Origin of the sequence: Desulforamulus aquiferis, from assembly GCF_030577015.1 — a bacterium.
GTDB classification, from domain to species: Bacteria; Bacillota; Desulfotomaculia; order Desulfotomaculales; family Desulfotomaculaceae; genus Desulfotomaculum; species Desulfotomaculum aquiferis.
The window spans coordinates 1-13,676 of record NZ_JARPTC010000005.1 but is presented as its reverse complement, the minus strand read 5'-3'; the positions used below and the strand labels follow the sequence as shown (position 1 = coordinate 13,676).

Genomic DNA, 13,676 nt, shown 5'->3' with positions numbered 1-13,676 from the left:
GCACGCAGCTTCCTACCACATGCAGGTTAACAGCCAAGCCATAGTTCGCCGTTTCCGACTCCCCACGCACTTGGGTCTCCACGGGGACGGGGTCGATGCCCACATGCCATTGCAGGTCGCCCCTTCCCCTTAACTCCCAGTACCAGCCCCCAACTGGGCGTCAAAAGCCAGCACCAGGAACTTCATCGATGTGCCCTTGACGGATTTTTAGGCCCGCCTTCAGAAAGGTAATACTGACTAGAATACTGCATCACTTATCATTAAGTAATGACCTTTTTTAAACGTTTTGCACGATATGAATTATAGCACGATAAAACTCTAGACTACAAATACGCTAACGAACCAAACCAGACAGGCCGAACTCATGGCAGTTGATTTTAAACACTGTATCTCCTTTAATCGAATCGGATTTAACTCTGGCTCGCTCTTAATGATCCCTATGAATAATAAAATGCATAATCGATCTTAAAAATTCCCCTTTTGAACCAAAAATTTTTAAAGCCTCATTTGCTTCAGCAGCAGCTGAAAATGCCATTTCTCTGGCCTTCTCCAGCCCATAAACTGAAGGATAAGTGGATTTTTGATTTTTTATATCGCTGCCCACGGGCTTACCGATTATTGTTTCATCACCTTCGATGTCCAGTAAATCATCCTTTATTTGGAAGGCCAGACCCATTTGACTGGCATAAACCGTCAAAGCCTCTAATTGTTCATGAGAAGCATTACTAATAATAGCACCGGATCTTACAGCCGCCTTAAACAAGGCTCCTGTTTTATGACGGTGAATGTATTCTAAAACCTTTCCATCAATGGACTTGTTTTCCGATAGGGTATCAACCACCTGCCCACCAATTAGCCCACAGGAGCCAGAGGCCCTGGCAATTTCTAGTGTTACTCTATTTGCTAACTCAGGAGCCACCGTTTCCCCGGCTTTAGCAGTTAACTCAAAGGCCAGGGTGAGCAGGGCATCTCCCACCAGAATAGCCATGGCTTCTCCGTAAACCTTATGGCTGGTTGGCCTGCCCCTGCGAAAATCATCATTATCCATGGCGGGCAAATCGTCATGAACTAAAGAATAGGTATGTATTAGTTCCAGGGCACATGCCACCGGCATAGCCCTCTCTGCACTGCCGCCAACTGCCTCAGCCGCAGCCAGTGCCAATACAGGACGAAGCCTTTTACCGCCGGCAAAGATGCTGTAGCGCATGGCCTCATGAATTAATTGTGGGTAAGCCTCGGACGAGGGAAGATACTTGTCCAATGCCTCGTCAACCAACCGGGATCGTTCTTGTAAGTCAATAAGAAAGGACACTACCTTTCGCCTCCTGACAGTGTAGGGGGAGCCTCAGTCAATTCTCCGTCCGCCATAAGGAGACTGATTTTATGCTCAGCCTTCTCCAAACACTGGTTACAATATTTAGATAAGTTAATTCCTTCGGCAAACAGCTCTAAGGCTTGGTCTAAGGGCAATTGACCTGATTCCATATCCCTGACAACCTCCTCAAGCCTCATAATCGCCTGTTCGAAGGACATTGTTTCTAAAGTCATCACTCATCCCCCCTGTATTAATTCATTCTGGACCTTACCCTTTCAAGAGTAAGCTTGCATAATTCTTCAGCTTTCAGGGCCAAATTCTCCCTTTCTGCCACAAATTCATAAACAAGTTTTTTATCCCTTATATAGGGCAGATTAGCATCCACCATTATTAAGGCACCCTTTAATGAAGCTTCCAATAGGTTGGCACCAACCCCTACATCACTGATGGCCAGCTTACTGCCAATGACTGCCAACTCAGCAGCCGATTGTAGATTAGCCAGGCTAATACGGGCCATTTCCAGGGGAATACCCGCAGATAATAGGGCTGCCTGCTGCTTTTTTTCTTCCCTTAAATCAACCTGTTCAGGAGTCTCCCTTGGTAAGGACAAGGCATCCATAAAGCCATTAAAGGCATCCATATCCTTCTGGGCCAAGGATTTTAGAGCTTCGATATTTGATTCAATTGAAGCTATTAAAATCTCAATTTCTTGGCGGACATCCTGGTATTTATTATTTCCTGCAGTAATTTTAGCCACCATCATAAGCATGCCTGAGCCAAGGCATCCGGTCATGGCAGATACTCCGCCGCCACCTGGTTCCGGGGAAGTGGAACAGGCCCGATCAAATAATTCATCCACCGACCATTTAAGATATTTATGCATTGTTCAAATCACTCTCCCATTGCCTGGCTTGTTCCTGGAGATGTACTCCCTTAACCAGGTTCTTAAGCATCAAAACAGTAGTCAGGCTCCCCACTCCGCCTGGAACTGGGGTAATGGCTCCGGCCACTTCTTTGACCTGATCAAAATCTACATCCCCTGTAATTTGCCCGTCTATTTCACTAATGCCGGCATCCACCACCACCGCTCCAGGCTTAACCATATCGGCGGTTATAAGTCCTGGCGAACCCACTGCACACACAAGGATATCAGCCTGTCTGGTCAATCCTTGCAAATCGACGGTCTTGGTGTGACAAACAGATACAGTTGCATTTTCAGCCAAGGCCATAAATACCAGAGGTTTCCCTACAGTTTCTCCCCTACCAACGATAACCATGTGTTTACCTGTTAACGAAATGCCCGATCGTTTCATTATTTCAAGACAGCTAAGGGGAGTGGCAGGTTGGATACACATGCCGCCGCTAATCAGGTGTCCACGGTTAAAGGGGTGTAAACCGTCCACATCCTTTAGGGGAGAAACTGTTTCCATGACCCTTTGCTTGCTCACATGGGCTGGTAAAGGCATCATTATGAGTATCCCATGTACCCTATTGTCTGCATTAAGGTCCTCAATTTTAAGCTTAATTTCAAGTTCAGAGGCAGCAGCCTCCAGGTGGTGCAATTCAAAGGAAACTCCGGCTGTACCGCTTACCTTTTCAAGAAATTTTGCATAGGCAACCGAGGCTGGGTCATCTCCAGTCAGCAAGACAGCTAATTTGGGATTGACACCCTTATTTTTTAATACCTCAATCTCCTGCTTTAGTTCCTCTTTCAGCAAAGCTGCAACCTTTTTTCCATCAAGTATTTGTGCCATTAAGCTTCTTCCTTTCCTTCAACGGTGCAATGAAGTGATCCTTTATTTAGTTTAACCGATACCAGGTCTCCTTTAATAATATCCTCCATATCAGTGATAATCTGTCCATCGGGGGTGGTACAGATACTATAACCCCTGGCCAGTGTAGAAAGGGGGCTTAATATATCAAGCTTCCCTGCCAGGGTGGCTAAGATCGTCCCTTTATCTGCCAACATGAGCTTGCCGACTCGATGTAGGGCGGCAGTAAGCATGTCCACTGTCTGCTGCCGGTTCCCGGTGATTAAATAGGGTCTTTGAAGTGCCTGGCTGTTAGCACATACCTTCAGCCTATGTCGACAACGTTCAAGCTTATTGCCTACTCCCTTTTCCAATCTTTGATCCAGGGAAGTTAAATAACGGTGCATCTCTCTACGGTCGGGCACCACCAACTCGGCAGCTGCCGAAGGGGTTGGTGCTCGCAAGTCTGCCACCATATCTGCAATGGTAAAGTCTGTCTCATGACCAACGGCAGAAACAACAGGAATCTCAGATTCAGCTATGGCCAAGGCCACCTCTTCGGTATTAAAGGCCCATAGCTCTTCCAAGGAGCCACCCCCTCGTCCAACGACAAGGACGTCTATCCTGCCAAGGCTGTTCATTTGCCTGATAGCCCTTGCAATATCTGACGGAGCAGCCTCCCCCTGTACTAACACTGGAGCCAAAATAATCTCTAAATTAGGCCACCTGCGCCTCACAATATTTAGCATATCCTGCACTGCAGCACCAGTGGGGGAGGTAACGATCCCCAACACCTTGGGATAAGGAGGTAAAGGTCGTTTACGTCCCTGGTCAAACAAGCCCTGGGCCGCCAGCTTCTGTTTCATTTGCTCAAAGGCTATGTAAAGGGCTCCAATGCCCTCTGGCTCCATCTCTTCGGCGTAGAGCTGGTAAGTGCCATCTCGCTCGTAAAGGGATATATACCCCCGGACAATTACCGACATCCCATTCTCAGGTCTAAACATAAGACGCCTGCCCCTGGAACGAAACATTACCGTCTTAAGACAAGCTTCTTTATCCTTTAGTGTTAAATAAATATGCCCGGAGCTGTGTAGCTTTAAATTAGATATTTCCCCCTTCACCCACAGGCCAGCCAGCAGATGATCCGACTCCAGCATCTCCTTTATATACCTAGTTAAATCTGACACCGACAAAACAGGCACCTTCATCATTCCTCCCAAGAGTCTAATCTCACCCATGTCAATGGGACGGTTCCTGTCAATCCTGTCAATGGGACGGTTCCTGTCAATGGGACGGTTCCAGTGACAGGACTTAGATTAGTTTGTGATCATTGTCAGTGGAACCGTCCCAGTGACACCAGTGACAGTGACAACCATTGAGCCGGCCCTAGACCCACTAACTTAAAATGTACCGCCCCTATAAGGTGACGGTACATTTTGATAGTACAATACTATTTTACTGTTTCTTGGGTCCCTTAGCAATGAGATATTCGTGTATACTCTTGGCTGCAGCACGGCCGGCGCCCATGGCCTTAATTACTGTGGCGGCTCCGGTTACAACGTCGCCTCCGGCGTATACACCTTCCTTGGAGGTTTTACCGGCTTCATCGGCAACGATATTGCCTCGTTTATTAGTTTCTAGATCCGGGGTGGTCTTGGTCAGCAGAGGGTTAGGTCCCTGACCGATGGCCACTACCACTACATCCAGGGGCAGTATAAAGGTAGAGTCAGGAATGGGCACCGGCTTGCGGCGTCCCGAGGCATCGGGCTCGCCCAGCTCCATTTTAATGCATTCCAGTCCGGTTAGCCAGCCTTCCTCATTACCAATATATCTGGTGGGATTGGTCAGGAACAGGAATTTAACTCCCTCTTCCTCAGCATGCTCGACCTCTTCCAAACGGGCAGGCAATTCGGCCCGGGAGCGGCGGTAAACAATATATACTTCCTCCGCACCCAGTCGGAGAGCTGTACGGGCAGCGTCCATGGCCACGTTACCGCCGCCTAGAACTGCTACCTTTTTACCTACTTTAATGGGTGTGTCGCACTGGGGGAAGCAGTAGGCCTTCATTAAATTTGAGCGGGTTAGAAACTCATTGGCAGAATAAACACCATTGAAGTTTTCCCCCTGCAGATTCATAAAGTAGGGGGTACCGGCCCCTGTTCCCAGGAAGGCTGCATCAAAGCCCTCTTCGGTCAGCAGTTCATCGAGGGAGGCAATTTGACCAATGATGGCATTGGTCTCGATGGTGACTCCCATCTTTTTCAGGTTTTGGATTTCTGTCTGAACAATTTTCTTAGGCAGACGGAATTCAGGAATACCGTACATTAACACACCACCGGGGGTATGCAGGGCTTCAAACATGGTCACGCTGTGTCCTTGGCGGGCCAAATCCGCCGCACAGGCCAGACCGGCAGGTCCCGAGCCAACAATGGCCACCTTATAGCCTGTGGACTCAACAGCCTCAACCTGGGCCTCTTTATCTATAATATAGTCACCAACAAAACGCTCCAAGCGTCCAATGGCTACCGGCTCGTTCTTTTTACCAACAATGCAGAACTTCTCACACTGGTGCTCCTGGGGACAAACCCGGCCGCAAACAGCGGGTAATGCGTTTGTGCGCTTGATTACCTTAGCTGCATCATCAAAGTTTCCTTCCCTTACATGGGCAATAAACTCAGGAATATCTACACTAACAGGGCAACCTTCCTTACAAAAGGGTTTTTTACAGTTTAGGCAGCGCTCTGCCTCGGCCATAGCTGTTTCTTTACTGTAGCCCAGGGCCACCTCATCAAAGTTTTTGGCCCTAACCTTTGGGTCCTGATGGGGCATAGGATTTTTATTAGGAATAATCTTTTTAGCCATGGCACTTACCTCCTCCACCGCAGCCACAGCTTTCCTTAGTTAAGGCGTGCTGTTCTTCTGACTTATATTTACGAGAGCGCATTAATTGCTCTTCAAAATCAACCTGATGTCCGTCAAATTCCGGACCATCCACACAAACAAATCTGGTTTCTCCGCCAACTGTTACCCTACAGGCTCCACACATGCCGGTACCGTCCACCATGATGGAGTTGAGGCTTACCATTGTCTTAATTTCATACTCTTTGGTCACATTCACCACAGCCCTCATCATAGGCAGGGGGCCAATGGCCATAACCAAAGCAGGCTTGCCCTGGGCCTCAATATACTCACGCAGCACATCGGTCACAAAGCCTTTTCTTACATAGGACCCGTCATCGGTGGTAACCAGCAGCTCGCTGCTGGCCGCTTTCATCTTTTCTTCCCAGAAGATAAGCTCCTTATTGCGGGCGCCCATAATGCTTACTACCTGGTTACCTGCATCCTTCATTTCCCTGGCAATTGGAAATACCGGAGCCACGCCAACACCACCGGCCACCATAACCACTGTGCCAAACTTGTCCACGTGGGAGGGGACTCCCAGGGGACCTACAAAATCAAGCACAGAATCACCTTCATTGAGGCGGCCAAGTTTTTTGGTTGAATAGCCAGCTTCCGCAAAAACTATAGTAATAGTACCGGCTTCCCTATTAAAATCCGCTATGGTAAGGGGGATTCTTTCACCCTGTTCGTCAATTCTAACAATAATAAACTGTCCTGCCTGAGCCTTTTTGGCCACCCTAGGGGCCAGGATTTCATACTCATGGATGGCAGGGGCAAGGGTCTTCTTAGAAACAATCTTATACATGCTCTTTCCCCTCTCCGGTTATGTTTTTAAAATATCTTTTTATCAGTGAGAAAGTTAATAAATTTTATAAGTCTCGGTTAGCCAAATTCTGCCCTTTAGCTTCCAAAATCTTTCCCAGGATGCCATTGACAAATTTGCCCGAATCTGGACCACCAAAGATTTTGGCCAATTCGACTGCCTCATTCACTGACACGTTATCAGGAATATCGGCTCTAAACATTATCTCAAAGAGAGCTAGCCGCATGATGTTGCGATCAACATTGGCCATACGGTTAAGCTGCCACTCTTTACTTACCCTGCTTATTGCTTGGTCGATTTCTTCTATATGCTCCAGGGCACCTGTGACTAATTGTCTTGCAAACTCAATTTCCTGGGAACCAGCTCCGAACTCCTCCGCGGTATTGGTTAACGCAAATTCAGGCTCATTTTTTCCCATGTCTATTTGAAATAATACCTGCAGTGCAGTTTCTCTGGCCTGCCTTCTACCCAAGCTAGGACCTCCTCAATGTCACAATTCTTATGCACCTAGTTTAACCCGGTAATATAAATTATTTACATTTTCTCATCACCAGCGGTCCCGAAAAAGCCTGGAAAGGGTTTCCCGAAAGTCATAATGCTCGTCTACTCCCTTGCCAATTATGTAACCTCCAACAACACATAGGGCTACAAAAACAGCCTTGAAGAAGCCATAACTGATGGCAAACCATCCGAAAAATAAGCCAAGGGCTACACCCAGGGCCTTACCCCGGTGTTTTTCCAATATTTCCTTAATAAATTCATACAGCATAATTTACACCACTCTTCATGCGGGGCTACTCCACCCTTGGGCGGGTGCTGGATATGTTTTCAACATATATTTTTATAGTTGTCACAGTAATACCTGTTGTCTCTGCAAGATACTCCTGAACCCGGTGCTGTATTTCTCTACTGACTTCCGGGATACTGATATCAGGAGCAACTACAGCCTTGATGTGCAGCCCAATACCGCCGGTTGACTGTATTACACGGGGCTTAACATCCTTAACCCCATGAACTTGGTAGACAACCTTCTTCACCAGGTTTTCTATGGCTTGCAGAGAAATTTTCACCTGCCCCAGCATGTAGTCATGCACCACCGCCTTACCGGACTGCTGGCGGGTAACTGAAACCCACAGAAGGCGTAGGCCAGAAAGGAATAGTACGCCCATAAATACCAGCAGCGAAATTTGCAGGTCCCGGGAATTTGGACTTTGCCACAGTAAATACAGGGGCTGTTGCCACCAACCAGAGACCACTACCAATAGGAGAGCACTAAATACCGTCATTAACAGGGTGTATAAAAATAACAGCCCTCGATCAAAGGGACTCACCAGCTATCCCTCCCTACTATTATACTATAATAAGTGTAAGATATAAATATAAAATACGGAACTAACAAATTGTTAGTTCCGTATTTTTTAACACTTTAGAGTTATACATTCTTGCCCAATCTTTAATCCGAACTGCCTGACCCTGGCAAGAACAAGGCTTAAAGTATTCAAAGGCGGGCACAAAGGGAACTAACTTAATGCACGCCTTTTCGCTAAAAATATTTGAATTAATATTTACCTAACCCTTTGGCCTGCGGGATCTTCTTCCTTATTTTCACTGCTAGCGAAGGTTACTCCCTGCACATGGACATTAACTTCAACCACCGAAAGACCGGTCATGCCTTCTATGGCCCGCTTTACGTTAAGCTGAATCTGGGAGGCAACGTCAGGAATACGAACACCATATTCTACAATAATAAATAGGTCAACAGCAGCTTCCTTTTCGCCAACCTCTACCTTGACGCCTTTGGAAAGATTCTTCCGGCCCAGCATCTCGGCAATTCCACCGCCAAGTCCTCCACTCATCCCGGCTACGCCAGGTACTTCAGTTGCGGCCATGCCGGCAATTACACCAACCACATCATCAGCTATGCGAATTCCGCCCATGCCGTCCTGAGGGCTCATTACAACAATATCTCTTTTATTTTCTGCCATGATACACCTCCAAAATTAACCAGTTACCTTACATGTGCATTATAACACACCTAATTTAATTCGGGCAACTTGGCTTATTGGTCAGGCAATATTCTCCGCTGGATAAAGTTTGTATATACTTCTCCCCGGCGGAAAAAGGCGTTGTTTAATACCTTTTGATGGAAGGGGATGGTTGTGGGCACCCCTTCAATAATAAATTCATTCAGGGCCCGCTGCATTCTGCGGATGGCCTCATCCCTATCTCTACCCCAAACAATAAGCTTGCCTATCATGGAATCGTAGAAGGGAGGAATCTTATATCCAGTAAAGGCTGCACTGTCTACCCTTACGCCCAAACCGCCTGGAGAATGGTAAACCTCAATGGTTCCAGGGTGAGGCATAAAATTCTTGTCGGGATCCTCCGCGTTGATGCGGCACTCAATGGCCCAGCCATCAATACGAATATCACTTTGTCCGTAACCCAGGGGTTCGCCAGCGGCAATTCTTATTTGTTCCTTGATCAGATCAATGCCTGTAATTAGTTCGGTTACAGGGTGCTCAACCTGAATACGGGTGTTCATTTCAATAAAATAAAATTTATTATGCTTGTCTAATAAAAACTCAACAGTACCTGCATTGTAATAATTTACTGCCTTTGAAGCCTTTATGGCTGTTTCACCCATTTTTTTCCTAAGAGATGGTGTCAGGGCTGCAGAAGGAGCCTCTTCAATAACCTTTTGGTTCCGGCGCTGCACCGAGCAGTCCCTTTCGCCCAGGTATACGATATTACCTTCCTTATCTCCTAAAACCTGAATCTCAATATGTCTGGGCTGCTCCACATATTTTTCTAGATAGACATCCCCGTTGCCAAAGGCTGCCTGAGCCTCATTCTTAGCGGTATTGAGGGCCTTTAGCAAATCCTCCTCACTGTGGGCCACCCTCATACCCCTACCGCCACCACCGGCAGAAGCCTTAATTAATATGGGATAGCCAATTCCCTTGGCCACCTCCAGGGCTTCCTCAGGGGTCTTGATGGCACCCTCGGAGCCTGGAACCACCGGCACACCGGCCTGAATCATGGTGCTGCGGGCCAGGGCCTTGTTGCCCATATATTCAATGGCATGGGTGGAGGGTCCGATGAAGGTAATGCCGCAGTCCTCACAAATTTCAGCAAAATTGGCATTCTCGGCCAGAAAGCCGTAGCCCGGATGAATGGCTTCTGCCCCGGAAACCTCGGCCGCACTGATAATATTAGTAATATTTAGGTAGCTCTTATTGGAGGGAGCCGGGCCAATACAATAGGCCTCGTCGGCTAGACGAACTGGCAGGGTGTCCCTGTCTGCCTCTGAATATACAATAACAGTCTTGATATTTAGCTCCTGGCAGGCCCGAATAATCCTGAGAGCTATCTCTCCCCGGTTAGCTATTAGTATCTTCTTAAACATGACCTCTCCTTACTTCTTCCTAATAAGAAATAATTTCTGCCCATACTCAACAGGCTGGCCGTTTTCTGCTAATATTTCAACAACTTCGCCGGTAATTTCAGCTTCTATTTCGTTCATAAGCTTCATAGCTTCAATTATACACAGGGCTTGACCCACCTTTACAGTATCACCTATCTTCACAAAGGGATCCGCGTCCGGTGCAGGGGCCTGATAGAAAGTCCCCACCATGGGTGCAGTTACGGGAATTAAATCACTGTCTGGGGCAGCAACCGATGCAGAAGCCGCAGGTGTTTCCACCTTAGCAGGTGCAGCCTGGGGAGCCTCAGCCGCTACTGTTGAAGCAGGGGCAGAGGTAACAGTAGCCGACACCTTGCCACCTTTACGAATGGATACCTTGACACCATCGCTTTCTAAATCTATCTCAGTAATGTCTGTCTGGTCTAATACCTTAATTAGTTCTCTTAATTCATTTAGGTTCACGTTCTTGGCCTCCTTGGTCCTCTTGGTCACATTGGCATCTGCAGGCGCACCGGGCTTAACCGAGGCATCCTTACGGTGGGGTCCAGTTTCTCCACGCTTACGGGCTTCAAAGAATTTCCTGGCCACCTGGGGGAACATAGCATAGGACAGCACATCCTCCTGACTTATGGCAACCCCTTTTATTTCATCCCTTAGTTTATCCAATTTTGGCTCCAGCAAATCAGCGGGGCGACAGGTGATCATTTCTTTGTCGCCTAGCACCTTACGGCTGATTGATGGATCAATGGTGGCAGGGGGTTGGCCGTAGTAGCCCTGCACATAAAGTTTAACCTCTCCAGGGATTAGCTTGTAGCGTTGGCCTGTTAATACATTTAGCACTGCCTGGGTGCCAACTATTTGGCTGGTGGGAGTCACTAAGGGCGGGTAGCCAAGTTCCTCTCTCACCTTGGGAATTTCCTCTAAAACTTCGTCCAGTCTGTCCAGAGCCTTCTGCTCTTCCAACTGGGATACCAGGTTAGAGATCATCCCACCGGGAACCTGGTGTTCAAAAACACGCATGTCACTGATGCGGGTTACTCCCCTCTGTTGGCCCAGCTCCCTACGCAGGTCTTCAAAATATTGGGCCACTTCAAAAAGGGATTTCAGGCTGAGCCCGGTATCATAGGGAGTACCCTTGAGGGCCCGTACCACAGTTTCTACCGGTGGCTGAGATGCACCAAAGGCCATGGGCACCGACGCTGTGTCTACAACATCCACACCCGCTTCAGCAGCCTTCAGATATGCCCCTACCGCCATCCCGCCTATGTAATGGCAGTGCAGTTGAATGGGTATATTTAAATGTGCTTTAAGAAGCTTAACTAGATCGTAAGACTTAAAGGGAGCCAGCAAGCCAGCCATATCCTTAATACATATAGAGTCAGCACCTAAATCCTCCAGGCGCAGAGCTGTTTCCAAATAGTGCTCAGTTGTATGAACCGGGCTAACTGTATATACAACTGTGGCCTGTACATGGGCTCCGGCCTTTTTAGTAACTTGCATAGCCTTTTCCATATTACGGATATCGTTAAGGGCGTCAAAAATCCTGATGATATCCATACCATTTTCCACTACCTTATTAATAAAGGCTTCTAAGATATCGTCAGGGTAATGGGAATAACCTAACAGGGACTGCCCCCTCAATAACATCTGCAGGGGGGTAGTCTTAACATGTTTCCTTATTAACCGCAACCTCTCCCAGGGATCCTCATTAAGAAAGCGCAGGCAAACATCAAAGGTGGCCCCGCCCCAGACCTCCAAAGAGTGGTAACCCATTTGATCCAGCCTCTCAGCAATGGGCAGCATATCCTCGGTGGCCATACGGGTGGCCCACAAGCTCTGATGACCATCACGAAGGGTGGTATCGGTGATTTTTAAACGGTGACTCATGAATGTCCTCCTCCCCCGATATAAAACAACAGAAAACTCAGGTTATTATTAAACCAAACAACCTGAGCGGGTCCGTCAGTTGCCATAAAAAGAATGAATAAAGATTTTTATTGGTACAATGTAAATTATATAGAAGGAGTCAGGATTTGGCTACAAAGCTAATGCAAGTATACAATATTCTATACTGCTATACAAAAAGCCTGCTGCCAATTACTTTATTTAAACAAGTCTTTTCTCTCAGCTCTTAGGAATAATGACAATATTTTGCTGCCCTACACCTGTACTACGAGAAACCATATCGGTAATCTTGATGGCATCCTCCTGGTTTAGGGCATTGGACTGGATAACTGCCGTAACTGTTTTTCCCTCCAGAAAAACCACAGCATCTCGGAATCCTTTAGCCCGAATGAGACTTTCTACTTCTAACTCTTTCTGTAGATTATTACTGATAACATACATCTGTTCCTGGGCCTTCTTTATATTATCTGCATCTGAATTTGTATTATTTATTATTTCCCTAAGTAGTTGTATCTGGTGACCCCTGCTTCTCTCCCTTTCCAGCCGATACTCCACAAAATAGTCACTATCATCGGCCACAGGCTGTTTTAAAGTGCTTTCACCTTCATTCTCTTCCTTCTGCACCTTCACAGCATTACCGGGAGGAATTACATCGGGTTTTATAATAATATTGCCGGTATCCTTTACCTCTCCCTCAATAACACTACCTTCTTCAGAGATCCTTGAGTTTACCAGGGCTGCCTCGTTCTTTAAATCAGCAAATCCTCCCCGCCAACCCACTACCAGAAGAGTTATACCCATAACGGTTAATAGTCCAAGAAAAATAAACCGCTTTGGCATACTATTCACCACCCTTTCTCGGCATCACAATAACCTTGTGTGGTTCGATTCCCAGGGCAACCTGGGTAGCCCTAAATAATTCAGCCTTGACCCGGGGGTTGGCAGCTCCCTCTGCAACAACCAGGACGCCAGCTACTGAAGGTGCTATCTCCCTACTCAGTACAGGTATCTGCTCTCCGCTCCTATTAACCAGCACCAACTGGCCGGTATCCGTATCCTCGGTCAGGGTTCTGGTTCCCCCTGCTTGGTCCTTTTCTAGGGTAGTCTTCTTACCTGTGCTGGTATTCACCGCATATTGGGTCTCGGTGGAGGTGTCCAGGCGAACGGTCACCTTCACGTTTCCAGCACCTTCTACCTGCTGCAGCATTTCACATAGTTTATTGGCCATGTGCTCTTCCTCCACTGCCATGGCAGTCTTCTGGGTTGGTTTTTGATTCTGGGCAGGTGCTGCAACGTTTTCCTGAACTGACGGAGGGGCCACATCACTGGAGGGCTTGCTGTCACCCCAACTGCCCCAGACAATGAGACCTACACCCACCACTAGTCCAACTGCCATTAATTTAATCCTCTTTAGCTGCTCTTTCTTGGGCCCGTCCCCTTCTCCCTCACCAGTTAATTTTTTAATCCAGCTCATTTTAATCCCTCCTTATTTGGCCTCCACTATCTTAACCTGATCCTCCGGAATGTTATAAAAGTTTGCCACCGTCCTGGCCA

Annotated in this window: 15 protein-coding genes; all 15 read right to left on the bottom strand. The window is 47.4% G+C overall.

Going from position 1 to position 13,676, the window contains the following annotated elements; translation table 11 throughout:
- Window positions 1–427 precede the first annotated feature (427 nt).
- Window positions 428–1,312: a polyprenyl synthetase family protein gene (locus P6N53_RS04075; protein ID WP_304541408.1), complete on the bottom strand. Its 885-nt coding sequence runs from the start codon at window positions 1,310–1,312 to the stop codon at window positions 428–430.
- Window positions 1,312–1,548 carry an exodeoxyribonuclease VII small subunit gene (gene xseB, locus P6N53_RS04070; RefSeq protein ID WP_304541407.1) on the bottom strand — a complete coding sequence of 79 codons (237 nt, stop codon included), beginning with the start codon at window positions 1,546–1,548 and terminating at the stop codon, window positions 1,312–1,314. The genes P6N53_RS04075 and xseB overlap by 1 nt, the downstream gene beginning before the upstream one ends.
- Before the next feature lie 17 nt (window positions 1,549–1,565).
- Window positions 1,566–2,198, bottom strand: a complete 633-nt coding sequence (locus P6N53_RS04065; protein WP_304541406.1) for a cyclodeaminase/cyclohydrolase family protein — start codon at window positions 2,196–2,198, stop codon at window positions 1,566–1,568.
- Window positions 2,191–3,069, bottom strand: a complete 879-nt coding sequence (locus P6N53_RS04060) for a bifunctional 5,10-methylenetetrahydrofolate dehydrogenase/5,10-methenyltetrahydrofolate cyclohydrolase (protein WP_304541405.1) — start codon at window positions 3,067–3,069, stop codon at window positions 2,191–2,193. The genes P6N53_RS04065 and P6N53_RS04060 overlap by 8 nt, the downstream gene beginning before the upstream one ends.
- Window positions 3,069–4,268: an exodeoxyribonuclease VII large subunit gene (gene xseA / locus P6N53_RS04055; RefSeq protein ID WP_304541594.1), complete on the bottom strand. Its 1,200-nt coding sequence runs from the start codon at window positions 4,266–4,268 to the stop codon at window positions 3,069–3,071. The genes P6N53_RS04060 and xseA overlap by 1 nt, the downstream gene beginning before the upstream one ends.
- Window positions 4,269–4,521: 253 nt before the next feature.
- Window positions 4,522–5,928, bottom strand: coding sequence for an NADPH-dependent glutamate synthase (gene gltA, locus P6N53_RS04050; RefSeq protein ID WP_304541404.1), 1,407 nt, complete (start codon window positions 5,926–5,928; stop codon window positions 4,522–4,524).
- Window positions 5,921–6,772: a sulfide/dihydroorotate dehydrogenase-like FAD/NAD-binding protein gene (locus tag P6N53_RS04045; protein ID WP_304541403.1), complete on the bottom strand. Its 852-nt coding sequence runs from the start codon at window positions 6,770–6,772 to the stop codon at window positions 5,921–5,923. Before P6N53_RS04045 ends, gltA begins: the two co-directional genes overlap by 8 nt.
- Window positions 6,773–6,836: 64 nt before the next feature.
- Entirely contained in the window at window positions 6,837–7,262 is a 426-nt protein-coding gene (gene nusB / locus P6N53_RS04040; RefSeq protein ID WP_304541401.1) for a transcription antitermination factor NusB, read from the bottom strand.
- Window positions 7,263–7,337: 75 nt separating this feature from the next.
- Window positions 7,338–7,559, bottom strand: coding sequence for a DUF2273 domain-containing protein (locus P6N53_RS04035; protein WP_304541399.1), 222 nt, complete (start codon window positions 7,557–7,559; stop codon window positions 7,338–7,340).
- A gap of 25 nt (window positions 7,560–7,584) precedes the next feature.
- The gene (gene amaP, locus P6N53_RS04030) at window positions 7,585–8,121 is read right to left on the bottom strand and encodes an alkaline shock response membrane anchor protein AmaP (RefSeq protein ID WP_304541398.1); all 537 of its coding nucleotides are present in this window, start codon (window positions 8,119–8,121) and stop codon (window positions 7,585–7,587) included.
- 234 nt (window positions 8,122–8,355) lie between these two features.
- Complete coding sequence (locus P6N53_RS04025; RefSeq protein WP_304541397.1) at window positions 8,356–8,775, bottom strand: Asp23/Gls24 family envelope stress response protein; 420 nt, start codon at window positions 8,773–8,775, stop codon at window positions 8,356–8,358.
- Between the two features lie 74 nt (window positions 8,776–8,849).
- Window positions 8,850–10,199 (bottom strand): acetyl-CoA carboxylase biotin carboxylase subunit, encoded by a 1,350-nt coding sequence (gene accC / locus P6N53_RS04020; protein WP_304541396.1) that lies wholly within the window; start codon window positions 10,197–10,199, stop codon window positions 8,850–8,852.
- A 9-nt stretch (window positions 10,200–10,208) separates the two neighbouring features.
- On the bottom strand, window positions 10,209–12,104 hold the full coding sequence (accB, locus tag P6N53_RS04015; protein WP_304541394.1) for an acetyl-CoA carboxylase biotin carboxyl carrier protein: 1,896 nt from the start codon (window positions 12,102–12,104) through the stop codon (window positions 10,209–10,211).
- 237 nt (window positions 12,105–12,341) lie between these two features.
- Window positions 12,342–12,962 (bottom strand): SpoIIIAH-like family protein, encoded by a 621-nt coding sequence (locus tag P6N53_RS04010; RefSeq protein ID WP_304541393.1) that lies wholly within the window; start codon window positions 12,960–12,962, stop codon window positions 12,342–12,344.
- A 1-nt stretch (window position 12,963) separates the two neighbouring features.
- Window positions 12,964–13,596, bottom strand: coding sequence for a SpoIIIAG-related protein (locus P6N53_RS04005; RefSeq protein WP_304541391.1), 633 nt, complete (start codon window positions 13,594–13,596; stop codon window positions 12,964–12,966).
- Window positions 13,597–13,676 lie beyond the last annotated feature (80 nt).

Coding starts and splice junctions, on each gene's coding strand:
- P6N53_RS04010 (WP_304541393.1), bottom strand. CDS start 12,962: ATGCCAAAGCGGTTTATTTTTCTTGGACTATTAACCGTTATGGGTATA.
- P6N53_RS04035 (WP_304541399.1), bottom strand. CDS start 7,559: ATGCTGTATGAATTTATTAAGGAAATATTGGAAAAACACCGGGGTAAG.
- accB (WP_304541394.1), bottom strand. CDS start 12,104: ATGAGTCACCGTTTAAAAATCACCGATACCACCCTTCGTGATGGTCAT.
- P6N53_RS04005 (WP_304541391.1), bottom strand. CDS start 13,596: ATGAGCTGGATTAAAAAATTAACTGGTGAGGGAGAAGGGGACGGGCCC.
- P6N53_RS04060 (WP_304541405.1), bottom strand. CDS start 3,069: ATGGCACAAATACTTGATGGAAAAAAGGTTGCAGCTTTGCTGAAAGAG.
- P6N53_RS04025 (WP_304541397.1), bottom strand. CDS start 8,775: ATGGCAGAAAATAAAAGAGATATTGTTGTAATGAGCCCTCAGGACGGC.
- P6N53_RS04065 (WP_304541406.1), bottom strand. CDS start 2,198: ATGCATAAATATCTTAAATGGTCGGTGGATGAATTATTTGATCGGGCC.
- P6N53_RS04045 (WP_304541403.1), bottom strand. CDS start 6,772: ATGTATAAGATTGTTTCTAAGAAGACCCTTGCCCCTGCCATCCATGAG.
- gltA (WP_304541404.1), bottom strand. CDS start 5,928: ATGGCTAAAAAGATTATTCCTAATAAAAATCCTATGCCCCATCAGGAC.
- accC (WP_304541396.1), bottom strand. CDS start 10,199: ATGTTTAAGAAGATACTAATAGCTAACCGGGGAGAGATAGCTCTCAGG.
- xseB (WP_304541407.1), bottom strand. CDS start 1,548: ATGACTTTAGAAACAATGTCCTTCGAACAGGCGATTATGAGGCTTGAG.